This is a genomic window from Roseibium sp. (assembly GCF_965232425.1).
In the GTDB taxonomy this organism is placed as follows: Bacteria; Pseudomonadota; Alphaproteobacteria; order Rhizobiales; family Stappiaceae; genus Roseibium.
The window spans coordinates 782,925-806,769 of the sequence record NZ_OZ246971.1 but is presented as its reverse complement, the minus strand read 5'-3'; the positions used below and the strand labels follow the sequence as shown (position 1 = coordinate 806,769).

The window sequence follows — 23,845 nt, the reverse complement described above, 5'->3', positions numbered from 1 at the left end:
AAGCCATTTTGCTGTCCTTTGGATTTGGCCGTTTCGGCCATCTGCCACGTCGCGAAAGGCTCGAAAATGAACCACATTTCCTGCGCTTTCGCTCCTCGCAGTTGGTCAGAACGATCCAAACCAAGTTGACTTCATTTACGGGGCCCTGCCCTTGCGTTAACGCAGCTTTCAGACTTCCGGTTGTAGGGTGGAATGTAACCGAAACGGAGGCTGACTTGACCGACACCAGTGCTGTCAGAATTTCCGACAACTGCGTGACGGCGCTCGTCGTGGACCTGGGCGACATGTCCTGCTTCGAAGCGTCCGCAGTCGACCTGAACGACACCGGCTGCTGGATTGTGTCCGACAAGGTGGATCTGCTCAAGAAGGAAGTCGGCCTGCGCCTTGCCGGCAAAGACAAACTCGTGCGCGGCACCGTAACTGCCTACGCGGACAACGAGGCCAGGGTCAGCTTCCTGGCAGATGACCAGGCTATCGGGGAAAAACGCCGCGAAATCCGGCGGTCTGTGTGGATCAGCACCGTGGTGAGCGGAAAAACAAGCCCGTTCCTTGTCAAGTGCCGCATTGTCGATGCCAGCAAGTCTGGATGCAGGCTCGAGGCTGACGGTCTGGACCGGCTGCCGCAGGATATCGAGATTTCCATCCCGGGTCTCGATATGCCGATTGCCGCGAAAATCATCTGGCGCAGGAACGGGCAGGCAGGCGTCCGCCTCAACTGGCCCTTCGATCCGGCACCGGTCCTGACACCCGAAGCGGTCACGGCGATGCTGGACCGCGAGCAGGAAATGCGATCCGCTGCAAAACAGCCGGATAAGCCCAGAAAACGCATAAGTGCCTTCGGGTCGTGACCTGTATTGTGAGGACGTTCAAGGCGTCTGCCTGAATAACCGGACCCCTGGTGTTTGCAAGTTCCCGGACGATACATATATCGGAGGGAATATCGTACTCTCTCAGGGCCTTTCAGCGTGCTTTCAAAAATCCGCAGCATTCTTCCCAAACGTTTCCGCAATGACAAACCGATCATCCCCGTCGTCCGCCTCCAGGGCGCGATCGGGATGCAGAGCCCGATGCGGTCGGGTTTGTCACTGGCGTCGGCGGCCCTGCCGCTCGAAAAAGCCTTTTCCATCAAGAAGGCGCCTGCAGTCGCCCTGATCATCAACTCGCCCGGCGGTTCGCCGGTTCAGTCCCGTTTGATCTTCAAGCGCATCCGCGACCTCGCCGAGGAAAACGAAAAGGAAGTGCTGGTCTTCGTGGAAGATGTCGCCGCGAGCGGCGGCTACATGATCGCTGTTGCCGGCGACGAGGTTTTCGTCGATCCGTCTTCCATCGTCGGGTCGATAGGTGTGGTCGCGGCCGGCTTCGGGTTCACCGAACTCATCAAGAAGATCGGCGTCGACCGGCGGGTCTACACCGCTGGCGAAAAGAAAGTGACCCTTGATCCCTTCCAGCCCGAAGTGCCCGACGACATTGCCTATCTCAAGGGCCTTCAGCTCGAATTGCATGAGACCTTCATCGATCTCGTGAAATCGCGCCGCGCAGATGTGCTGAGCGAAGATCCTGATCTCTTCACGGGCAAGTTCTGGACGGGCCGCAAGGCTGTCGAACTCGGTCTCGTCGACGCAATCGGCGATTTGCGCGGCGTCCTAAGGGAAAGGTTTGGCGAGAAAGTTGAACCCAAGCTGATCTCCGCACCGCGCGGCCTGTTCGGCAGACGTGCGGCGGCCGGTATCGGGTCGAAGGGCCATCGCCTGACCGAGGGGCTGGGAGAGGACCTGATCTCAGCCGTCGAGGAGCGGGCGCTCTGGATGCGCTACGGCCTTTAAAAAGGCGCAATGGGCATGTGATCTCGGGGAAAGCAAGGGGAACGATATGACGGAACTGATTGGCGTGGCGGCACTTGCGGTCGGCGGTTACTGGATTGTTCAACGCGTCAAGCGCAAGATGGCCCAGGTCGAGAACGAGATCTCGCGGGCGGCCGCGAAGGCCGATCCCAATGGCAAGGGTGCGAAACTGGTCCTTGATCCCGAAACGGGAAAGTACCGGCCCGTCAACTGAACGGGACCGGCAGCGCGTTGCGCCGCCGGTTGATCTCAAGTCGGTCGATTGGCGAGAAACAGGCCCCAGCGCGCATCGGTGTTTCTTGCCGCTGAACAGAGCATGGCTGCAACCAGCATAAGCAGCAGCCCTTCCGAAACAGGCCCTGCCAGCCAGATGCCGACTTCACCGAAATAGAACGGCAGCCCGAACAGCAGCGGCAGGAAAAAGGCATAGGGCTTGATCAGTCCGATCAAAGCAGCCCGTTTCGCGTCGCCGAGTGCCTGGAAATATCCCCCGATCACGAACAGCGGACCCGCCGCGAACATGAGCGCGATGTTGATCGGCATGATCCTGCCAAGTTCGGAGACAATCGCGGGATCATCCACGAACAGAAATCCGATCGGCCGCGCAAAAAGGCTCAGGAGGAGCTGGACCGCGAGGCTGTAGAAAAGCGCCGTCAGCAAACCGAGTCGAAGCGTGGCGTCCGTGCGCTCGAACGCGCGCGCCCCGTAATTGTTGCCGATCATCGCCTGCAGCGCGTGGATCAGCCCGAGCAGGGGCAGGAAAACGAATGTCATGATCCGCGTGAGCAGCCCGAAGGCGGCGACCGTGGCTTCGTATCCGCTCGACCCGGCCAGCTGCAGCGCTGCGAATGTGGCCGCGGAACCGATTGCGATGCCCGCGAAGTTGAGGCTTTGCGGAGCGCCGAGCGCGAAAATGGATCGCCAGCAGGATGTCCACGAGGTCCTGAAAAGAACCCTCGGCTTCAACTGACTGTCCGCGCGCAGCCGGAAGCCTGTGATCACCAGCAGCGACAGCAGCTGCGCCAGCGCGGTTCCGGCGGCGGTTCCCGCAACGCCGTAGTGCAAGACAACGACGAAAACGAAGTTCAGCGCGATGTTGAGCAGCGACACCAACAGGCTGACACCGGCCATTTGCATGACAAAGCCTTCACAGCGCAAGGCGTCCGACTGGATCGACAGGACGAACAGCAGTGGAGAGGTGCACACGGTGATCACCATGTAGGTGTAGGCCATGCCCGCAATTGCGTCGGAACCTTCGGCGGCGATGACGATGAGAGGGTATCCGACCACCGAAAAGACGGCGACGGTGAGAAAACCGATCCCGACCGACAGACCATGCGCGCCGGCAAAAACCCGTTGGGCGTCGGGGTATCGCCCGGCGCCGAGATGACGCGCCAGGATACTGGACATCCCGCTTGAAATCAGCGTCGCTGTCGCGACGAGGATCATGTAGGCGGGAAACATGAGCGAGACCGCGCTGAGCGCATCCGGTCCGACGAAACGGCCGAGAAAAAGCGCGTCGGCAACCGTCAGAAGGCCGTTCATGCTCATCACGACAATGATCGGAAGAGCGGTCTTTAACAGTGTCGGAACCAGCGGGCCATGCGTATAGAAATTTGTCCGGGACGTGTCGTTCGACATTCCGTTCTCCAGGTGCAGGCATTTCGCGGGAAGGGAAGTGCTCGCATTGCCACCTGAGCGAAACGCTACGGGGGAACGAAATTGTCTGAACCGGAACTTCACCACGACCGTTGGTCTGCGAGCGGCCGGCGTCCGGGGCCGCACTTCTGGTAGTCGACGACGGCCGCCGCGTCAAGCGGGCGGCCGCGGGCCGCAAAACGGAGGCGGGCCTGTCTTGACCTTGCCTGCGCGTCGTGGCACCTCTCGCGTCGCGCGGTGGAATGGCCTGCCGTGACACACCACATGCGGATGATAGTCATGTCGACGGACACATTGCCGGCGCATATGCGCCCGGAAAACTCATTTCAGGGACTGATCCTGACGCTTCAGCGCTTCTGGGCGGACCAGGGTTGCGTCGTGCTTCAGCCGTATGACATGGAAGTCGGTGCCGGAACGTTTCACCCGGCAACGACGCTGCGCTCCCTCGGCCCGCGTCCCTGGCGTGCGGCCTATGTTCAGCCGTCCCGGCGTCCGACGGATGGCCGCTACGGCGAAAACCCGAACAGGCTGCAGCACTACTACCAGTTCCAGGTGATCCTCAAACCGTCGCCGGCCGACCTGCAGGATCTCTACCTGAAATCTCTTTATGCCATCGGTCTCGATCCGAAACTTCATGACATCCGGTTTGTTGAAGACGACTGGGAAAGTCCGACGCTCGGGGCGTGGGGACTCGGCTGGGAGTGCTGGTGCGACGGCATGGAAGTCTCGCAGTTCACCTATTTTCAGCAGGTCGCCGGTTTCGAGTGTTCCCCGGTCTCCGGCGAACTCACCTACGGGCTCGAACGCCTGGCCATGTATATCCAGGGCGTCGATAACGTCTACGAACTGAATTACAACGGCATGGAAGGCGCGGACAAGGTCACCTATGGCGATGTCTTCCTTCAGGCCGAGCAGGAATATTCCCGCCACAACTTCGAGCATGCCGACACGGAAATGCTGTTCCGCCATTTCAAGGACGCGGAAACCGAATGCAAGGCGCTTTTGGACGCCGGGGCAAAGGCAAGAGACGAGGCCGGCGCGAGCGTCCACCAGGTCGTGCTCCCGGCTTATGACCAGTGCATCAAGGCCAGCCACGCCTTCAATCTACTGGACGCGCGCGGCGTCATTTCCGTGACCGAGCGCCAGAGCTACATTCTGCGCGTGCGCGAACTCGCCAAGGCCTGCGGAACCGCCTTTCTGGAAACGGAGGCAGGCGGCGTCGGTTATCACAACCAGGCCGCAGAGTAGCGCGATTACCCCTTGGAGAAGGGCCGCGCCGGGGTGTGGCTACGCCCAAGGCGCGGATTCAAGCTGACACATGTGGGTTAACGCCTGTTTGGTGGCCCGGACAGGATGACATGTCTGCCGACAGGCGATAGCCTCCGGATCGTTCTTGAAGGAGGATCCGCCCGTTGTCCTGGATAATTCTCGCGCTATTGATCGCGCTCTCCGTCTACGCGATTTTTCTCTACAACACGCTGGTCAAGAAACGGCAGATGGTCGAGGAGGGCTGGAGCGGCATCGACGTGCAGCTCAAGCGCCGCGCCAATCTCATTCCCAACCTGGTGGAAACCGTGAAGGGCTATGCCGGTCACGAACAGGAGACGCTCGACGCGGTGACGAAGCTGCGGGCCTCGGTCGGCTCAGTGCCGCGCGACGATGTCGCCGGGCGTGCCAAGGCCGAGGGCGCGCTGGGTCAGGCGCTGGGGCGCCTGTTCGCCGTCGCCGAGGCCTATCCCGACCTCAAGGCCAGCGAGAACTTTTCCGATCTTCACAATTCGCTGGACGAAATCGAAAACGCGATCCAGATGGCGCGCCGCTACTATAACGGCGCAGTGCGCGGCCTGAATGTTGCCGTGGAGAGTTTTCCCTCCAATCTCGTTGCCAACCAGTTCAAGTTCGAAAAGGCCGAGTATTTCGAGATCGAGGACGAAGCCGACCGGGCTGTGCCCAAGGTTGAATTCTAGGGTCAGAACCCAAGGGGGCATCTCCATGACGATGAGATCGGTTTTCATCGGGTTCCTGCTGGCGCTTTTGCTGTCGGCCGGGGCTGGATCCGCCTTTGCGGAAGAACGCATTCACCGGTTTGTCTCCAATGTCGAGGTCGCGGAAAGCGGCTTGCTGACCGTGACCGAGACCATTCGCGTCCGCGCGGAAGGAAACCAGATCAAGCGCGGGATCTACCGGGATTTTCCACTTCGGGCCGAAGGGCCGGACGGGCACACCTACCGGGTCGGGTTCAAGGTGCTTTCCGTTCTCCAGGACGGGAAGGAAGCCAGCTATTTTCAAAGAGCGAGCGGCGACGGTGTGCGGGTCTATATCGGCGAGGAGAACGTTTTTCTGCAGCCGGGCGGCTACACCTACACGATTGTTTACGAGACCGACCGCCAGATCCGGTTCTTCGATGACCACGACGAGGTTTACTGGAACGCGACCGGCAACGAATGGATCTTTCCGATCGACGAGGTCGTCGCACGTGTGATCCTGCCACCGGGAACACGCGCACTGGACTGGACAGCCTATACAGGTAGCTTCGGCGAAAGAGGCGGCGATTTCGATGCACGCATCGCCGAGGACGGCCGCGAGGTCATCTTCAGCACTACCCGGGGCCTGCGGCCCTACGAGGGACTGACCGTCGTGGTCGGGATGCCGAAGGGTGTTGTTGCCGCACCCACGGAAGCCGAACAGCTCGGATATTTTCTGGACGACTACCGCCCCGAACTCATCGGTGGTGCGGGTGTGCTGCTGGTGCTTTTCTACTACCTGATGGCCTGGCTGTTCGTCGGCCGGGATCCGGCAAGTGGCGTGGTCTATCCACGGTTCAAGGCGCCTGCCAATGTCTCCCCTGCGCTTGCCAGATACGTGTCAACACGCGGGTTCAGCGATGGCGGATGGGTTGCGCTCGCAGCGGCCAGCCTCAACCTTGCCGTCAAACACCGGCTTCGTTTCGACGAAAAGGACGGCGACGTGGTGCTGGAACTGTACGATGCGCTCGGCACCGACACGCGCGATTTGCCGAAGGGAGAGGCGGCTCTCGTCACCTATTTGAGCGGGCGCGGCTCGCCGCTTCCAGTCGACAAGAACAACGGTGGCGCGATCAAGGCGATGGGGAGCAAATTCCGGAGCGCGATCGAAAAGGAAAGCCGGGACGTCTTCTTCAGGAACAACCGGTCCTTCCTGGTGCCGGGCGCCATTTTGAGCATCGTGGTGATTATCGGGCTGTTCGCCTTCGGCCAGATGCCGCCCGACCAGATGGAGTTCGCGTTTCTGTTCATGGTGCTGTCGATTTTCGCCGCAGCGTTCTCGGTGAACATCGGCAAGGCCGTCTTCCGCATTCCCAACATGCAGCTCAGGATGGCGCTGATTTTCCTGTTGTTCCTCGCCGCCATGGTTGGAACCGGTCTGGTGGCCAACAACATCTCCGGCGGGGTCTCGACATTGCCGGTCCTGCCGGTCGTAGCCGCTGCCCTCGTTGCGTTGAACGTGCTGTTCTTCTTTCTGCTCAGCGCACCGACTGCGCTGGGCCGGCAGGTGCTCGACGAGATCGAGGGCCTGAAACTTTACCTGTCTGTCGCTGAGCAGGAACGGCTCAACATGGCCGAAGCGCCGGACATGACCACCGTGCATTTCGAGGAACTGCTTCCCTATGCGGTGGCACTCGGCGTTGAAAAGCCGTGGTCCAATGCGTTCCAGGGCTGGCTCTCGACCGCGGCCGGAGCTGCGGCCGCCGCGAGCTATCATCCGAACTGGTACAGCGGGCGCACCTTCGATGCGCACCATGTCTCGCATTCGCTGTCCAACACAACGAGCGCGATGGCCCAGTCGTTCAGGTCGTCGCTACCCGTGCCGAAGTCTTCAAGCTCTGGCTTTTCCGGTGGGTCTTCAGGGGGATCTTCCGGCGGTGGTGGCGGCGGTGGCGGTGGCGGCGGCTGGTAGCGGCCGCGTCATCGGACCGAGCGCGCGGTCAGGCCACGTTGGAGTTTTCGGCGAACGGAAGACGGCCGCCGTCCTGCGCCGCCAGAAGGTCATCCGCATCCTCGGCCGAGACGGCCTTTGCATAAAGAAAGCCCTGGCCGTAGTGACAGCCGTTTGAGCTCAGCGCGGAGTGCACGGCATCGTTCTCGATGCCTTCGGCCACCGCGTCGATTTCCAGTCCCTTCGAAAGGACGAGCACCGCTTCCACGATCGCGGCGCATTGTTTGTCGGTCAGCATGCGTTCGGTAAACGACTTGTCGATCTTGACCTTCTTGATCGGAAAGTCCCGGAGGTAGCTCAGCGAGGAGTGACCTGCGCCGAAATCGTCCAGCGCGATCGTGATGCCGGTGGCGGTCAACTCGTCCAGAATGCGTCTTGCCGCTTCCGGGTTCTTGACCAGCGAAGTCTCGGTGATCTCCAGAACGAGCCGCTCGCAAGGATAGCCGTAGGTTCCCAGGATCGTCTTGATCTGGTCCGGCAAGGCCGGATCCTGCAGCTGGACCGGCGACAGGTTGAAGGAGAGGTAGAGCTCTTCCGGCCATTTCGCCGCGGTCTCGCAGGCTTTTGCCAGCAGGTGGCGCGTCAGTTCGGAAATGATGCCGCAGTCTTCGGCGATCGGAATGAATTGCAGCGGCGGCACGTTGCCGAAGTCGCTGTCGGTCCAGCGTGCAAGCGCCTCGAAGCCCGCGATGCGTCCCGTGTTCATGTCCAGGATGGGCTGGTAGTGGACCTTGACGTCCTCGACTTCGATAGCCCGTCTCAGCCGTTGCTCCAGGAGCGTCCTGTGCAGGATCGAGGCATCCATGTCGACTTCAAAGAAGCGATAGGTCGAGCGCCCGGAAGACTTGGCCCTGTAAAGGGCAATGTCCGCGCGTCGCAGAAGTTCCGTGATGGCATGGCCGTCATGCGGATAAAGGGAGATCCCGATACCGGACCCGATCGAGATCTGGCGTTCGCCGATTTCGAACCGGTCGCTGATGCGTGTCAGCAGGCGGCGTGCGAAACCCGAGGCCTCGCTCTTGTCCGAGAAGACAGGCGACACGATCGCGAATTCATCGCCGCCGAGCCGCGCGACGATGCCGTCGTTGCCGACCGTTTCGGCAAGCCGCTCTGCGAAGCTGCGCAGCAGGTTGTCGCCGAACGAATGCCCGTAGACGTCATTGATGGGTTTGAACCCGTCGAGGTCCAGCATCATGATTGCGCGGAAGCTGCCGTCCTTCACGTTGCGGCTGAGATCCGAAAAGGCCTCAAGCAGGCGGCGGCGGTTCGGAAGGCCGGTCAGCGCGTCATGCTGGGCCAGGGCCAGGGCCTTGGAATGTTCCGACGAACGGGCACTCAGTTCGCTGCGCAGCTTGCGTGTCACCCAGAGTCCGTAGATGAGCCCGATCAGGGCGAAGAACAGGAAAACGGCTGCGGCAGCGTCATAAAGCAGGTGACCGTCACCTGAGTGGCTGTCTTCCAGCAAGTGGGGAATGAAGACGAAGACCGCAAAACTGAGGATCGCCGCGACGAAAATCGCGGCAAGTGAGCGTGCCAAGATGCGGACGCCTGCGGCTTCCTGATTGATCACTATCTCGTCCTGATACTTCGTACTGCTTTACCAAGTGAGGAGTGTCGCAGGTATTTCTTGAAGAAGAGTGAAGCAAGACTATGATTTGCTACTGCTATTTTTGTCGATGGCGGCGTTGCCGGGAAAGCTGGAAAAGGGGTGACAAGCGCACGTTGAGTTGCTAACGGACGCACAGCTGTTTCCGGAAGTCTCCTTCCAAACCCGAAGGCGTAAAACTCCATGCCCGATCTTCTGCTTGAACTCTTCAGCGAAGAAATTCCGGCCCGCATGCAACGCAAGGCGGCCGAAGACCTGAAAACGCTTGTTACCAATGCTCTGGTGGAGGCCGGTCTGCCCTATGAAGGGGCAAAGGCATTCGCAACCCCGCGCCGTCTGGCGCTGCATGTCGCAGGTGTTCCGGCAGGATCTGCCGCGACCCGAGAGGAACGAAAGGGGCCGCGCGTCGGAGCGCCGGACAAGGCGGTTGAAGGGTTTCTGCGCGGAGCGGGACTTTCCTCGGTCGAAGAAGCAAGCATCCAGAGCGATCCGAAAAAGGGTGATTTCTACGTCGCGGTCATAGAGAAACCGGGCCGGTCCGCAATTGATATCATTGCCGAATTCATGCCAGGCATCCTGCGCGGGTTTCCCTGGCCGAAGTCCATGCGCTGGGGCTCGACAGCGACGCGCTGGGTACGTCCGCTGCACTCCATCGTCGCGACATTCGGGCCCGAAACCGAGGAGCCGGACGTCATTTCGTTCGAGTTCGACGGTATCAGATCCGGGCAGATCACGCGCGGCCACAGGTTTCTCGCCGACGAGGCCTTCGAGGTCCGGCGCTTCGATGACTATGCGACCGGGCTGGAAAAACACAAGGTTGTCCTGGATGCGGACCGGCGCAAGGACATGATCCTGAACGATGCCAAGGACCGTGCGCTGGCGCTGGGTCTGGAACTGGTCGAGGACCCTGGCCTGCTCGAGGAGGTCGCGGGCCTGGTCGAGTGGCCGGTCGTGCTGACCGGCAGCTTCGACGAGGACTTCCTGTCGATCCCGGACGAGTGCATTCAGCTTACGATCCGCGTCAACCAGAAGTGTTTCGTTCTCAAAGACCCGGCAAGCGGGCGTCTGGCCAACAGGTTCGTTCTGGTTTCCAACATCGTCGCTGAAGATGGCGGCAAGCTGATCGTCGCCGGAAACGAAAAAGTCATCCGCGCGCGCCTGTCCGACGCCCGCTTCTTCTGGGATACGGACCTGAAGGGAAAGCTCTCCGACAACCTGCCCAGGCTGGACGAGGTAAAGTTTCACGAAAAGCTCGGCAGCGTCGGCGCCCGCATCGAGAGGCTTGTCGCGTTGTCATCGGACCTTGCCCCGGTCGTCGGTGCGGACACTGCCAAGGCGGAACGGGCCGCCGGACTGGCAAAGGCCGACCTTGTGTCCAACATGGTGTTCGAATTTCCCGAGCTGCAGGGTCTGATGGGCCGCTACTACGCCGCCGCCCAGGGCGAGGACGCGTCCGTCGCGCTCGCCATTGAAGAGCACTACAAGCCGCAGGGGCCGAGCGACAGCGTGCCGTCGGACCCGGTCGCCGTCAGCGTCGCGCTTGCCGAAAAGCTGGACCTTCTGGCGGGCTTCTGGGCGATTGACGAAAAACCGACCGGATCCAAGGATCCCTATGCGCTCAGGCGGGCCGCACTGGGCGTGATCCGGATCGTTCTGGAGAACGAACTTCGGCTTCGGCTCGGAGCCCCGATCCTGAAGGCGCTCGGCCCCATCGATGTCCCGATTGAAGACGCCGACGCACTTGTCGACGATCTTCTCTCCTTCTTTGGCGACCGCCTGAAGGTTCACCTCAAGGACGAGGGCGCTCGCCACGACCTGATCGACGCGGTGTTCGCGCTGGACGGCCAGGACGACCTTCTCATGGTGGTCAAACGTGTTGAAGCGCTGGGCAATTTCGTGTCCTCCGATGACGGCGCCAATCTGCTTGCCGGCTACAAGCGCGCCGTCAACATCCTGAGGGCGGAAGAAAAGAAGGACGGGTCTGCGGTCTCGGGCCGCCCGCATGCGGATCACCTGCGCGAACAGGCGGAAATCGATCTTGCGGCCGCCATCGATACGGCCCGTGCCGAAGCGGCCGATGCGGTCGCGGAAGAGAATTTCGAGGGCGCCATGGAAGCCCTGTCGAAATTGCGCGCGCCGGTCGACCGCTTCTTCGAAGACATCCTCGTCAACGCCGAGGAGCCGGCCCTGCGCACCAATCGCCTGCAGTTGCTGGCGGAAATCCGGGATGCGACCCATGTCGTCGCGGACTTTTCAAAGGTTGCAGGGTGAAGTCCGTTCTGGAGGCGTTTGAGCGGGGCGGGGCGTACACGGGAGGAAAACCGCATTGACCGTTGACGTGCGCACCGCGCTGAGTTCGGACGCGGACCAGATGGCGGAGCTGATCAATCGGATCATCGCGATCGGCGGCACGACAGCCTATCGCACGCCCTTTGACGGCCGGAAGATCATCAGCGAATTCATCGGCCCCGAGCTTGCGATCTGTTGTCATGTCGCGGTTGAGACCGGAACGGTCTGCGGCTTCCAGGCGCTTTTGTGGAGCGACCCTTCCTGGCCGGGCGAAGACCGCTTGCCGTCCGATTGGGCGGTGATCGCCACCTATGTCGATCCGGAAACGCACGGCAAGGGGATAGGCCGCGCGCTTTTTGCGCGCACCGCCGCCGCGGCAGCGGACGCCGGTGTCAGCGCGATCGATGCCACGATCCGCAGGGAGAACACCGGCGGGTTGTCCTATTATGCGCGCATGGGCTTCGAGGACTACCGGTCCGGCGAAGAAACCGTTTCCAAGAAATACACACCCGTTTGAGCCTTGCGCATATCCGGATCAAGATGGCAACGCACGGCCTGTCAGGTGCGGTGCCAACGCGCTCCGCGAACGCACTTTCGCGTGATAAGGCCCGGGAATAGTGCTCAGCGCCTCCACAAGAGCATTGCATGCCTTGCGCAACAGTCTATGTAGGGAGACGAAATAACAAGAAGCAGGTATATGTGCGATCTAGATGATGTCCCTGGCGCGAAGCCGGAAATCCGTGCGCCGCGTGACTGGGTGGCTATTCTCGCGCAATACCGCGAGCCGAGCACGTTGCGAAGTTCCTTCGAGCTTGGCGTTACAGTCAGTTCATTCCTGCTGTTGTGGATTTTGGCCTGGGTGTCGTTGGACATCAGTTACTGGCTCACCGCGGCGATCGCCCTGATCAACGCTGCTTTTCTGGTTCGGCTGTTCGCCATTCAGCACGACTGCGGACATGGGTCCTTTCTCAGGAACCGAACCGTGAGCGATTGGCTCGGCAGGGCGATAGGCGTTCTGACGCTGACGCCCTACGACGTTTGGCGGCGGACCCACGCGACGCATCACAGTACGTCGGGAAATCTGGGAAAACGTGGATTTGGCGACATTCATACGTTGACGGTCGCGGAATACAGGGCGATGACGCCACGCAGCAGGATGTGGTACCGGCTCTATCGGTCTCCTCTCGTGCTGTTTGGCCTTGGGCCGTTCTACACGTTCTTCCTCGAGAACCGCTTGCCGATCGGCTACATGACGCATGCCCGATACTGGGTTTATGCCATGTTCACCAATCTCGCGATCTTCGCTGCCCTGGCGCTTATCCTGATTTTTGGTGGCTGGATGCCGATCTTGCTGATCTTCTTGCCAACGACGCTTCTCGCGGCGACGCTGGGTGTTTGGTTGTTTTACGTGCAACATCAGTTCGAGTGGACCCACTGGGACACGGACGAGGACTGGCAACTGCATGATGCCGCTCTTCATGGCAGCTCTCACTATGTTTTGCCGTCGGTCTTGCAATGGTCGAGTGCCAATATCGGCATTCATCACGTGCATCATCTGAACAGCCGGATCCCGTTTTATCGGCTGCCGGAGGTGCTTCGCGATCACAAGGAATTGGCGGATCGCAACCGAATGACGATCAGCCAGAGCCTTGCCAGCGTCCGGCTTCATCTGTGGGATGAGAACTCCAGGCGATTGTTGTCGTTTTCCGAAGCAAGACCCTTGCTTGGCTAGGCCCATGTAAAGCCGTATTTCCCCGTCGCGTGGTCGTGGTATTCCGGACACGACTTACGATTTTCGTCACTCCGCAGGCTGCTGCGTCAGACGTGGCACGGGACGTTCCTGGATCGGCCAGTGAATGATCGCCGCCAGGACACCGAGCACGATACCGCACCACCAGATCGCATCGTAGGACCCCGTGTCGTCATAGAGCTTGCCGCCGAGCCACACCCCCAGAAATGCGCCGATCTGGTGCGACAGGAAAACGAAGCCGAACAGGGTCGCCATGTACCGCGGTCCGAACATGACCGCGACGAGCCCCGAGGTCAGCGGGATGGTCGACAGCCAGAGTAGTCCCATCACGGCGGAAAAGATAAGCACCGTTGCCGGTGTGATCGGCAGCATGATGAAGGCCAGAATGGCGATGGACCGTCCCAGATAGATCAGCGACAGCAGGATCGGCTTTGAGTAGCGGCCGCCGCCATACCCCGAAGCGAGCGACCCGACGATATTGAACAGCCCGATAAGCGCGATCGCCCAGGCACCCCAACTCAGATCAAGCCCCGAATCGACGATGAAAGGGGGAAGGTGAACGGTGATGAAGGCGACGTGAAAGCCGCAGACGAAGAAACCGATCGTCAGAAGGATGAAGCCTCTTGTCCCGAAGGCTTCGGCAATTGCGTCCGTGAGTTTCTGGTCGCCTGTCTGCGCCGTTTCGGCGGTCTGCTGCGGTTTGCCGCGCAGGGCCACCGCAAGCAGGGGCACGAGCGCGACGAGACCGGCGAAGATGATCAGCGTCTGCTGCCAGCCGACATTGGCAAGCAGCGCGCCGCCAAGCGGGGCGAACAGGAACTGCCCGAGCGAACCGGAGGCGGTCCCGATCCCGAACGCGAGCGAGCGCTGCTCTGCCGAAACGCTCCTTCCAAAGGCTGCCAATACAAGGGAAAACGACGAAAAGGATATGCCGAGCCCGATGAGGACACCTGCCGAGATATGCAGGGCAACGGCGCTTTGCGCGTCGACCATGAGCAGGAGGCCTGCCACGTAGAGCACGGAGCCGAATGTCATCGTCTTCCATGTGCCGTAGCGGTCGGCCATCATTCCGGCGAACGGTTGTCCGATCCCCCAGACGAGGTTCTGGATGGCAATGGCGAGCGCAAAGATCTCCCGGCTCCAGTCCCTGGCGTCCGTCATCGGCTGGAAAAACAGTCCCATTGCCGAACGGGGCCCGAAGGAAATAAGCGCAATCAGGCATCCGCAGATGATGATGAGCGGGATGTTCGGGCCTTGTCTGACATGCGCGGATGGGGCGGTCATCGGAAACCTCTTAGTGGAGCCGACGACAAGATAGCTGGATAATGGAGATCGTAAAACGTGTATTTTTGATCAATGGATCAAAATACGGAATGGATTTGTAACAAAGGCAGATCGGCATCGGACCGGCCCGGATTTCGATTAGCTGGCTACCAAAGTGGCGAAGAATTGTTGTTCAAGGCATTGAAATCAAAATGGGAAAGTGAAAAAGACGGAAAAATTGGCTGAAAGTGATGGATTTTTGGTCACGATGGGATTATATAAACTCTGAACGAGCAAAAGGGTCTGGGCCGCAGTGCCCGTTTTCTTTTGCGAGATATATGCTCAACTTGAGTATAATAATCCGTGAGCTGAAAGTTCTTGTTCAGCCTGCTTACAGGAGGGGCGCCATGTCTGTTGCCCAAAAAGCCTTTGAGGTTTCCGAACCGATCACGCCCGGTCTGACCGCGCTTGAGCGCTATGGACGCGTGGACCGGCCGGACCTGAGCTACACACCTGAGATCGCGGAGGCGACCGCGCCGATCTACGAAAAGGTCAAGCATATCATTCCGGCCATCGAATGGGCGGCGCTTGCACCGACGGTCCACGCGATCAACAAGCTGAAAAAAGAGCGCAACGCGGTGATCCTGGCGCATAACTACATGACGCCGGACATCTATCACGGCGTGGCTGACATTGTCGGTGACAGCCTGCAGCTCGCGATCGAGGCGACGCGCACGGATGCCGAGGTGATCGTTCAGTGCGGCGTGCACTTCATGGCCGAAACCTCCAAGATCCTCAGCCCGGAGAAAACGGTTCTGATCCCGGACATGCGTGCCGGCTGTTCGCTTGCCGAATCCATCACCGGTGCCGATGTCCGTGCGCTGCGTGAGCGCAATCCGGGTGTTCCGATCATCACCTATGTCAACACCTCTGCGGACGTTAAGGCGGAGTGCGATATCTGCTGCACGTCCTCCAACGCGTTGCAGGTCGTCGAAAGCTTCGGCGTCGACAGGGTCTTCCTGATCCCGGACAAATATCTTGCCGCCAATGTCGGCAACAAGACGGACGTCGAAGTGCTCGTCTGGGACGGGGCCTGCGAGGTGCATGAGCGCTTCACCGCCGAAGAATTGCGCGACTACCGCAAGATCGAACCGGACGTGAAGATCATCGCGCATCCGGAATGTCCGCCGGAAGTGGTTGCGGAAGCCGACTTCGCAGGTTCGACCGCGCACATGATCAACTGGGTCAAGACCAAGCGTCCCGAAAAGGTCATGATGGTCACCGAGTGTTCCATGGCGGACAATGTTGCCAGCGAGACGCCGGGTGTGGACTACATCCGCCCGTGCAACCTGTGCCCGCACATGAAGCGCATCACGCTCGGCAAGATCCTCGACAGCCTTGTCGACATGAAGGAAGAGGTCATCGTGGATCCGGCTGTCGCGGAGCGCGCGCGCACGGCTGTCGAGCGGATGATCAACTTGAAAATCTGACCGGCTTTGGTCTAAACCGCGCAAAGCATCGTTTTCGGGCCGCCCAACCTGTTGCGGCCCGGAGACCCTTCGGGGGCAATGCCCCATTCGTTCCGGGAAGAAACCAATGGCCGTGTCCGTTGAGGATTTCGCACCTGCCTATATCGGCGAGGATGTGGATGATGTCGTCATTCTTGGAGGCGGGCTCGCGGGTCTGTTCTGCGCACTCAAGCTCAGCCCGAGGCCGGTCACCGTCATCACGAACGCACCGATCGGCCAGGGGGCATCATCCGCCTGGGCCCAGGGTGGCATTGCTGCCGCCATTTCGGAACAGGACTCCGTCGAACAGCACCGCGACGACACGCTGGCGGCTGGGTGCGGTATCTGCGAGCCGAAGATTGTCGAACAGATGACCCGCGAGGGCACGGACAGGGTCCACGATCTCCTGTCCTACGGAGTGCCCTTCGACCAGGATCTGGAAGGCCGTCTGCAGCTGTCGCGGGAAGCCGCGCATTCCGAAAGCCGCGTCGTGCGTGTCCGCGGCGACATGGCCGGCCGCGCCATCATGGATGCGCTGATCTCCGAAGTTCGCAAGACACCCTCCATCCGCGTTCTGGAAGGCTATCTTGGTGAAAGTTTCCTGGGGGAGGGAAGGTACGTTACCGGCGTTCTTGTCCGCAAACGAGGTGGGATCACGCGTCTCGCCTTTCCGGCCAAGGCGGTGGTTCTGGCATCCGGTGGCGTCGGTCACCTCTATGGACTGACCACCAACCCGCCCGAGGCGAACGGTCACGGGCTGGCAATGGCGGCGCGGGCCGGTGCCGTCATTGCGGATGCCGAATTCGTTCAGTTTCACCCGACCGCGCTTGACGTCGGCAAGGACCCGACCCCGCTGGCGACCGAGGCGCTTCGCGGAGAGGGCGCCCTGCTTGTCAACGGCGCAGGCGAGCGCTTCATGGAAGGCGTTCATCCCGATCTGGAACTTGCGCCGCGCGACATCGTCGCCCGCGCGATCTACCGGGAGATCCAGGCGGGGCAGGGGGCGTTTCTCGATTGCCGCGAAACGATCGGCTCCAAGTTCAAGGAAGAATTCCCGACCGTCTACCGGGCGGCGACGGGGGCGGGCATCGACCCGGAGAAAGACCTGATACCGGTCGCGCCGGCAGAGCACTACCACATGGGCGGCGTGCTGACCGACGCGAACGGCCGAACCTCCCTTGATGGTCTCTGGGCGGCCGGGGAGGTCGCGTCGACCGGTGCGCATGGCGCAAACAGGCTTGCCTCTAATTCCTTGCTCGAGGCGGTGGTCTTTGCGGCACGCATTGCCGAAGACATCCAGGGCCTCATGCCGACGCCGCGCAGCGCGTTCTGGAACACCATGGACGATGCGCCCGGTCTGCCGAGCCAGCGCAACGTCGAGGAACGCGAGGCAATCAGCACGCTCCGCGCCACGCTGTCCAGAAACGTCGGCGTCTTGCGCGATGCTGCCGGACTGAAGACTGCTCTGGCCGACATTGCGGGTGCGGAAAGCATCTGCGTGCGCCAATCGATCAGGAACATGATGATTACCGGCAGGATCATCGCGGCGTCCGCGCTCAAGCGGGAGGAGAGCCGCGGCGGCCATTTCCGGAACGACTTCCCGGAGGCCAATCCGGCCATGGCCAGACGGTCGTACACCACCTTGAAAGACGTCGACGCGATTGTTGCCGAAGCGTTGGAAACGGCGTGAGAGAGCGCATCGGCATGACTGAAAATCGACTTCCCGAGTTGCCCCGGCTCATGATCGACGACGCTGTGAAAGCCGCCCTCCTGGAAGACTGGGGACGGGCCGGTGATATCACCAGCCAGGCGACACTGCCGTCAGACGCGCGTGCGGTTGCCCGCATCGCTTCGCGCAAGACCGGCGTTCTGGCAGGGCTGCAATTTGCAGAGAGCGCTTTCAGGCAAACAGACGCGGCGCTCTCCTTCGAGGCGCTGAAACGGGACGGGGACCCGCTGGCACCCGGGGACACGGTTGCGCGCATAAAGGGCCCCGCGCGGGCGCTCCTCGGCGCTGAGCGCGTTGCGCTCAATTTCCTGGGGCATCTGTCGGGAATCGCCACGGCAACCGGGCGCTTTGCCACGCAGATCTCCCATACGAAAGCGAAGATTGTCTGTACGCGCAAGACGACACCGGGGCTTCGTGCGTTTGAAAAATACGCCGTCAAATGCGGTGGTGGTGCCAATCACAGGTTCGGGCTCGATGATGCAATCCTCATCAAGGACAATCACATCGCGGTCGCCGGTGGTGTACGCAAGGCGATTGAAGCGGCAAAGGCCTTCGCCGGTCATCTCGTGAAGGTGGAGGTGGAAGTCGACACGCTGGAGCAGCTGAAAGAGGCGCTCGATGCAGGGCCGGATGTCGTCATGCTCGACAACATGAGCCCCGAGACACTGCGCGAGGCTGTGGACCTCACGAGCGGGCGGGCGCTTCTGGAAGCCTCCGGGGGCATAGAGCTTGATACGGTCAAGGCAGTTGCCGAAGCCGGCGTCGATCTGATTTCCTCCGGCTGGATCACGCACTCGGCCCCGGTTCTCGACCTCGGGCTCGACATCGACATTCGCTAGAAAACGGCTAGATATTGATTGCCGGTGCGTCGCAAACTAGCGTGGCGGACAGGTTGTGGCGGCGAGAGTGCGTGGGAAGGCGATGAGCGAGCAGAAACCGGCGAATGACGGCGCGAACGAGTTTGATCTTGCACACCGGCTGACCCGTCTGGCGCAAGTGCCGATGCTGATCGGTCTGTCCGTCGGCATGGTGCTTTTTCTGATCACGTTTTTCGTCGATATCTACGACGCGGTCTCAACCTACGAGTTCCTGGACCGCAAGAAGACGATCCTGCTGATCCTCAATCTGCTCGATATGGTGTTCATCGCCAACCTCGTCGTCATGGTCGCGAACAACACCTACAACACGTTCCGGCTGAAATCCTCCGCCTATGGCGAGGGTTTCATCAAGGAAAGCGAACGCGCTTATCGCCGCATGAAGCATCGGATCGTGTCGACGATCGTCATCATCGCATCGATCCACGTCTTGAGTGAACTGCTGGAGTTTTCCCACGTCGACCCGCTCCAGGTCGCGGCGCTTCTGGGCTTTCACGTGGTGCTTCTGGCCACCTATGTGGTGACCAATGTCTTCAGGACAAACGACTGAGGAAATGCGAGGCTGTTAGTTCCAGCCGCCGGCATAGGTCTTGTAGAAGATGTGCAGCCCGACCTGTCCGCGTTTCGCCATCGATCTTGCCCAGCGCGGGTTGACATAGGTCGCATGGTAATGCGTCGAGGCATCGACCATCTTCAGGTATTGCTTGCCGTCTGACACTTCGCGCGCAAGCCGTTGGGCGGTCTTCCACGCACCCTTGCTCGAGATCCGGTCCTTGATGCCGTCGCAGGCAAACGAGAACTGGCAGCGGTTGCGCTTGTGCTTGTTCTGGTAGACCACGCCGCAGATGGAATTCGGATAGGACGGGTTTTTCACCCGGTTCAGAACGACCTGGGCAACGGCCACCTGGCCTTCCTCGGTTTCGCCGCGTGCTTCGAAATAGATGGCTTCGGCGAGGCAGCGCTGTTCCTTTTTGGAACCGACGGCAAGCGGAAGCGGTTTTTGCGCCCACCAGTGCGGGTTGTTCGGATCTTCGGGCGGCGGCAGCTCCTGCTCGTATTTGGCTGCGCCGAACAAGGCGTCGAACGGCTCCTTGGTTTCCTTCACGCTGTCCGGCGCATAGGCGGAAACGAGGGAAAAACTGGCTGCCGCGGCATTCCTGGCCATCATCACTTTTTGCAGGTCAAGCGGTCCTTCCTCAAGAAGGCCGTCCTTTCCGGCCTCGGCAAGGCGGCTGCTCTCCTTGGAGTCCAGCGGCTCGGGCTTGACGAAGGCAACCCGTGGCAGGTCCTCGTGTTTCTTTTCGTTGGAGATCAGGCTGGACATCGCATAGACGTTGCCGGCCGCCCGGTCGACCAGATGCCGGTCCGGTGCAACGGTGATCTTCCTGTTGCCCTTCGCGGACTTGTTCGTGGCAATCTCGTCGGGGATCTCGACCGGCCGTGCGCTCGCGACAACATCGCCGAGCCCGTAGAGGGGGCGCGCCTCGGTTCCCTTTTCGGCTGATGTCAGCGTCAGCACCGGTGCACTCGTGTAATCGGGCACCGCGGGTGTTCCGAGGGCAAGTTTCGGGCTGATCCTGGTGGTGAAATTCGCCGGTACGAGTGCCATCATCCAGCGCGGAGACTGGTCATGGCGTGCATTGATCAGGGCGAAGATGTCCTGATCGCCGATCGAGTCGCCGAGTCCGAAAAAAAGCAGCGGGCTCGCGGCGAGCGCGTATTTCAGACGGCGCAGGCGGACACGCGCCGGCGTCCTGCTCTGTGTCGCTTTCAGAAAAAGTTGCATTCCTACGCGGGATCCAGGGCCAAACATACGCAGCCAACTCCAACTCGTTTCACACCGTCCCGATGCGCCGGGCGATAAGCACTAACGCTCTGTAAACAGTGGCGCCGGAAATCAGGATGCAGGCTTAACCTTGAAAGAGCGTTAATGAACGCGAAATCGACCGGTATTCGCGACGTTTTTTCTGAGCGGAGCAAAATTATGGTTAATACGGCAAGGTGTTAGGTTGCGATCACGGATGCTTTACTACCGGAATTGCTTAAGAAGGTCTTAACGGCTGCCCAGCCGCAGGCCGGGTGCCGGGCGCTCGCTCATGAGCTGGTGCCGGAAGCGGAAGAGGGCCGCCGGCCGGCCGCCGGTCGCGGTCGAGGTTGCACCGGTCGGTTCGACGAGATCCGCATTTTCAACCAGCCGCCTGAAGTTCTGCTTGTGCAGATGCCGGCCCGAGATGGCTTCCACGGATGTCTGCAATTCCGTCAACGTGAACACTTCCGGCATGAGTTCGAAAATCACCGGTCGGTATTTCAGCTTGCCGCGCAGGCGCGTGATCGCCGTTGCCAGGACCCGCCTGTGGTCGAACCGCATCGCAACGCCGAGATAGGGCTGGTCCTTGCGCTCGAGCGCCGCCGGACGGCCGTCGCGCTTCGCTTCCGGGACAAGCCCGGCCTCGTAAAGCAATTCGTACCGCTCCAGGGCCCGTTCTTCGTCCCAGTGCGAGGCTTCCAGGCCGAAGGCGAGGCGCACCCGTTCCTGCCGGTCCAGCGGTTTGGGCGGTTCACCTTCCGGCGGCGGTTCCTGTGCCCAGGTCTCCAGCGCAGGCAGAATGTCGGTATCGAGCAAAGCGGGTCTGCCGGCGCGCCAGTCTTCCCAGGGAAAGTAGTCGTACCAGGATCGCCAGGCGGACTTGTGCCTTGCCAGCGTGTTTTCGGAATCAGCTGTCTGACGGGTCAGCGCGAGATAGCCGACCGACACCACGTGCGGTCCCTCGTCACCCGACACCCGGTGCCGTCCGCGATCACCGAATGTATAGAGCTGCTCCACATATCCGAGGCGCAGGGCCGTCTGGCTTTCCACCCAGGATCTCAGGCCGATCTCGATTGTCCTGTGATGGATCGGATCGAACGGGCCGTAGGGCAGGCTGTCGAGTTCGCCGTTGTTCTCGTCATTGACGTGAACGATCTGCGGCAGCCCGTCCGAAACGGACACGACGACCGCGTTCAATCCGATCTCGATACTGGCGTGCCTGTTCGGCATGAAGGCTCCCTGTATTGGTTCCTTAATCGAGCGGCATGATGAATGGAGTGCCTTCGAAGGCATTGGCACCGCGGCCGATGCCCCGTATGGCGTCGATCATGCGCCCGTCGCGGCCGAGCAGCTTGTCAGCCATGGCGACGAGGCGGGCGTTCGGTGTCGCGGACGCCGAGTTTTCACGCAACAACGTCGCGAGCCGGTATTCGTCCGCCTCCGGATTGAGAGCACAGGCGGCGACATAGGCCCCTGCCGTCGAGCGGCTGATGCCTGCCCAGCAATGGATCACCAGCGGTGCGCTCCTGTCCCAGTCCTCGACAAAGGCGACAAGGTCCTCGATGTGTTTCTCATTGGGCGGTGTGAGGCCCGCAATCTGTTCGACAATGTCGTTGAAGGCGAGGAAGAGATGCCTGTCGGGCAGGACGCCTTCGGGCGTCGGAACATCCATTTCCGCGTTGATCAGCGTGATGATGGACTTCGCGCCGGTCGACGCGACGGTTTCGTTCAGTTTGGAAAGAGAGCACACGTGCAGCATGACGGGACCACAGTTATCGTTTCATTTTGTAAATTAGGGTCATTCGCAGGCAAGGTCACGCCTTTGCGTGACTGCTTTTTCCGTTGTTCCCAGCTTCACGCAGCTTTTCGATCTCATCGAAGCGCTTCAGGAACATCTCCTGGGCCACGGCAACGGACATGGGCTCAAGACCGTAACGAAGGGTGCCTTCGCTTGTTGCCGCCAGACCGGTCGGCCGGCCGAAAATCCGGGCGGCTTCCTCCTCGTCGAAGCCGGCCAGTTCGACGGCTTCGTAATAGGCGCAGATGATGTCTGCCCGCTTTGCCAGTTTCTTGATCGTCTGCGGGATCTCCGCGGGCAGTCCGAAACGAAGATGGATCGCCGCCTGCAGGCGTGCTTCCACGGCTTTGTAGGCTTCACCGATCACCGCCTTGAACGGGGAAATCATGTCCCCGATGACATATTCGGGTGCGTCATGCAGCAGCACGGCCTGGCGCCAGTCCGGCGAGAGGTCCGGTTTCAGCTTCAGGGCGATCTCCTCGACGACCAGGCAGTGCTCTGCCACGGAAAACGCATGGTCTCCGTGCGTCTGACCATTCCAGCGGGCAACACGGGCCAGGCCGTGCGCAATGTCGGAAATCTCGACGTCAAGAGGCGAGGGGTCCAGCAGATTGAGGCGACGGCCTGACAACATGCGCTGCCAGGCGCGGGGAGGCTGATCGAGACGGGCGATAGGATTGGTTCCTTGATGAACTCGGGCGGTTTCAGGTCGGGTCGTTCTGTTCCGGAAGGGAGAAAGTCGCCCAGTCGGGTATGCGGACCTCAATCTCGACATCGCCGCAGTTGAGCGGGTTGCCGTTGTCCTTGGCCTGGGCAACCTTGTCAAGGCGCAGGAGCGCGAGCCCGACACTTTCACCCGCTTCCGATGCGATGGACGAGCCGAGTTCGCCGATGGTCTTTGCATCAGCCGTGACCGGTGTCCCCTTTTCGGGCAGCGCGCCGACGCCGTCGACAAGAACGAACCTCTTGCGTGCGGTCCCCCGGTGCTGAACCCGCGAGACCACCTCCTGCCCGACATAGCAGCCCTTTGTGAAGGAGACACCGCCCAGTTGATCGAGATCGGCGTCATGAGGGAAAATGTCCGAGTAGGAATAGTCTTTCAGTCCCTCCGGAACACCCGTTGCAATGCGATGCCGTTCGTAACCGTCCAGGTCCGCCCCGGTTGCGTCTGCCTGACCGGCCATCGCGGCAACGGGCGCAATGATGCGCCGGCCGAGCAGCGGTGTCCGGGGGTCTGTCACGGCAACAAGAGCGCCGTCGATCTCCAGCGGGCCGTCCCAGACGGCGAAGACGCCCGTTTCCGCGCCCAGCAGTTCAAGATCGACCTTTGCTCTCAGTCTGTAGAAAGTGAGGCGCTTCAGGAGGTCCGCGGCCGCCTGGGCCGGGACGTCGGCGACATAGCCGTCGCCCGTCCTGTAGAGCAGGAAGTCGAACAGGATCTTGCCTTGCGGGGTCAGCAATGCGGCCGAAGACGCGCCATTTGCATCGGTCTCCTCGACGTCGGCTGTGACGAGATTCTGCAGAAAATGATGCGCGTCGTCCCCGGCGATCCGGATCAGGGCGCGATCGGTGAGATGGGCAATCTTGACGGACGGCAAGAGGGGCTCCTGGAACAGAGGTGTCGCGACGGATGTCTACCGGCGAAATAGTTCTTTTGAATGCTGACGACAAGGTCGGGATTTCGTCTCGCGCATCTGGTTCTTTTCCTGCCGCGCGCGTATAAGCCCGGTAGAAGGACAAGCCAG

General features: G+C 60.9%; 21 protein-coding genes. 13 read left to right on the top strand and 8 right to left on the bottom strand.

Annotation, left to right across the window (positions count from 1 at the left end; all coding sequences use genetic code 11):
- The first annotated feature begins 215 nt into the window (after window positions 1-215).
- The 3 genes from ACO08A_RS03700 to ACO08A_RS03690 all read left to right on the top strand — a co-directional run bounded on the left by ACO08A_RS03700 (window position 216) and on the right by ACO08A_RS03690 (window position 2,055).
- Window positions 216-848, top strand: coding sequence for a PilZ domain-containing protein (locus ACO08A_RS03700; RefSeq protein ID WP_422039886.1), 633 nt, complete (start codon window positions 216-218; stop codon window positions 846-848).
- A 117-nt stretch (window positions 849-965) separates the two neighbouring features.
- Complete coding sequence (locus ACO08A_RS03695; protein ID WP_422039885.1) at window positions 966-1,823, top strand: S49 family peptidase; 858 nt, start codon at window positions 966-968, stop codon at window positions 1,821-1,823.
- Between the two features lie 46 nt (window positions 1,824-1,869).
- Entirely contained in the window at window positions 1,870-2,055 is a 186-nt protein-coding gene (locus tag ACO08A_RS03690; protein WP_319386119.1) for a hypothetical protein, read from the top strand.
- 35 nt (window positions 2,056-2,090) lie between these two features.
- Here ACO08A_RS03690 and ACO08A_RS03685 read toward each other — a convergent pair whose 3' ends face one another.
- Entirely contained in the window at window positions 2,091-3,482 is a 1,392-nt protein-coding gene (locus ACO08A_RS03685) for an MATE family efflux transporter (protein WP_422039884.1), read from the bottom strand.
- Window positions 3,483-3,806: 324 nt separating this feature from the next.
- Between ACO08A_RS03685 and ACO08A_RS03680 the strand changes: the two genes are divergently transcribed.
- The 3 genes from ACO08A_RS03680 (at window position 3,807) to ACO08A_RS03670 (ending at window position 7,436) form a co-directional block, all read left to right on the top strand.
- Entirely contained in the window at window positions 3,807-4,748 is a 942-nt protein-coding gene (locus ACO08A_RS03680) for a glycine--tRNA ligase subunit alpha (RefSeq protein WP_421984432.1), read from the top strand.
- A 164-nt stretch (window positions 4,749-4,912) separates the two neighbouring features.
- Window positions 4,913-5,467, top strand: coding sequence for a LemA family protein (locus ACO08A_RS03675; protein WP_421981701.1), 555 nt, complete (start codon window positions 4,913-4,915; stop codon window positions 5,465-5,467).
- A 25-nt stretch (window positions 5,468-5,492) separates the two neighbouring features.
- A complete protein-coding gene (locus ACO08A_RS03670) occupies window positions 5,493-7,436 on the top strand; it encodes a DUF2207 domain-containing protein (protein ID WP_422039883.1) in 1,944 nt (647 codons plus the stop codon).
- A gap of 28 nt (window positions 7,437-7,464) precedes the next feature.
- Here ACO08A_RS03670 and ACO08A_RS03665 read toward each other — a convergent pair whose 3' ends face one another.
- A complete protein-coding gene (locus ACO08A_RS03665) occupies window positions 7,465-9,045 on the bottom strand; it encodes a putative bifunctional diguanylate cyclase/phosphodiesterase (RefSeq protein ID WP_422039882.1) in 1,581 nt (526 codons plus the stop codon).
- 219 nt (window positions 9,046-9,264) lie between these two features.
- Here ACO08A_RS03665 and glyS point away from each other — a divergent pair, with 219 nt between their 5' ends.
- The 3 genes from glyS (at window position 9,265) to ACO08A_RS03650 (ending at window position 13,102) form a co-directional block, all read left to right on the top strand.
- A complete protein-coding gene (glyS, locus tag ACO08A_RS03660) occupies window positions 9,265-11,352 on the top strand; it encodes a glycine--tRNA ligase subunit beta (RefSeq protein ID WP_422039881.1) in 2,088 nt (695 codons plus the stop codon).
- Between the two features lie 55 nt (window positions 11,353-11,407).
- A complete protein-coding gene (locus tag ACO08A_RS03655; protein WP_422039880.1) occupies window positions 11,408-11,887 on the top strand; it encodes a GNAT family N-acetyltransferase in 480 nt (159 codons plus the stop codon).
- Window positions 11,888-12,067: 180 nt separating this feature from the next.
- Window positions 12,068-13,102, top strand: coding sequence for a fatty acid desaturase (locus ACO08A_RS03650; protein WP_422039879.1), 1,035 nt, complete (start codon window positions 12,068-12,070; stop codon window positions 13,100-13,102).
- 66 nt (window positions 13,103-13,168) lie between these two features.
- On the opposite strand, the gene ACO08A_RS03645 is transcribed toward ACO08A_RS03650, so the two are convergent.
- A complete protein-coding gene (locus ACO08A_RS03645) occupies window positions 13,169-14,404 on the bottom strand; it encodes an MFS transporter (protein ID WP_422039878.1) in 1,236 nt (411 codons plus the stop codon).
- 386 nt (window positions 14,405-14,790) lie between these two features.
- Here ACO08A_RS03645 and nadA point away from each other — a divergent pair, with 386 nt between their 5' ends.
- The 4 genes from nadA to ACO08A_RS03625 all read left to right on the top strand — a co-directional run bounded on the left by nadA (window position 14,791) and on the right by ACO08A_RS03625 (window position 19,045).
- Window positions 14,791-15,873 (top strand): quinolinate synthase NadA, encoded by a 1,083-nt coding sequence (gene nadA, locus ACO08A_RS03640; RefSeq protein WP_422039877.1) that lies wholly within the window; start codon window positions 14,791-14,793, stop codon window positions 15,871-15,873.
- Between the two features lie 106 nt (window positions 15,874-15,979).
- The gene (locus tag ACO08A_RS03635) at window positions 15,980-17,581 is read left to right on the top strand and encodes an L-aspartate oxidase (RefSeq protein WP_422039876.1); all 1,602 of its coding nucleotides are present in this window, start codon (window positions 15,980-15,982) and stop codon (window positions 17,579-17,581) included.
- 14 nt (window positions 17,582-17,595) lie between these two features.
- On the top strand, window positions 17,596-18,459 hold the full coding sequence (nadC, locus tag ACO08A_RS03630) for a carboxylating nicotinate-nucleotide diphosphorylase (protein WP_422039875.1): 864 nt from the start codon (window positions 17,596-17,598) through the stop codon (window positions 18,457-18,459).
- A gap of 82 nt (window positions 18,460-18,541) precedes the next feature.
- Window positions 18,542-19,045, top strand: coding sequence for a YqhA family protein (locus ACO08A_RS03625; RefSeq protein ID WP_422039874.1), 504 nt, complete (start codon window positions 18,542-18,544; stop codon window positions 19,043-19,045).
- 15 nt (window positions 19,046-19,060) lie between these two features.
- Here ACO08A_RS03625 and ACO08A_RS03620 read toward each other — a convergent pair whose 3' ends face one another.
- From ACO08A_RS03620 to ACO08A_RS03600, 5 genes are all read right to left on the bottom strand, one after another.
- Entirely contained in the window at window positions 19,061-20,281 is a 1,221-nt protein-coding gene (locus tag ACO08A_RS03620; protein ID WP_422039873.1) for a cell wall hydrolase, read from the bottom strand.
- Window positions 20,282-20,548: 267 nt separating this feature from the next.
- The gene (locus ACO08A_RS03615) at window positions 20,549-21,532 is read right to left on the bottom strand and encodes an NUDIX hydrolase (RefSeq protein WP_422039872.1); all 984 of its coding nucleotides are present in this window, start codon (window positions 21,530-21,532) and stop codon (window positions 20,549-20,551) included.
- Between the two features lie 22 nt (window positions 21,533-21,554).
- Window positions 21,555-22,061 (bottom strand): tyrosine phosphatase family protein, encoded by a 507-nt coding sequence (locus tag ACO08A_RS03610; protein ID WP_421981715.1) that lies wholly within the window; start codon window positions 22,059-22,061, stop codon window positions 21,555-21,557.
- Window positions 22,062-22,116: 55 nt separating this feature from the next.
- Window positions 22,117-22,734, bottom strand: coding sequence for a YfbR-like 5'-deoxynucleotidase (locus ACO08A_RS03605; protein WP_422039871.1), 618 nt, complete (start codon window positions 22,732-22,734; stop codon window positions 22,117-22,119).
- A gap of 70 nt (window positions 22,735-22,804) precedes the next feature.
- Window positions 22,805-23,698: a YgfZ/GcvT domain-containing protein gene (locus ACO08A_RS03600; RefSeq protein WP_422039870.1), complete on the bottom strand. Its 894-nt coding sequence runs from the start codon at window positions 23,696-23,698 to the stop codon at window positions 22,805-22,807.
- Between the last annotated feature and the right edge of the window lie 147 nt (window positions 23,699-23,845).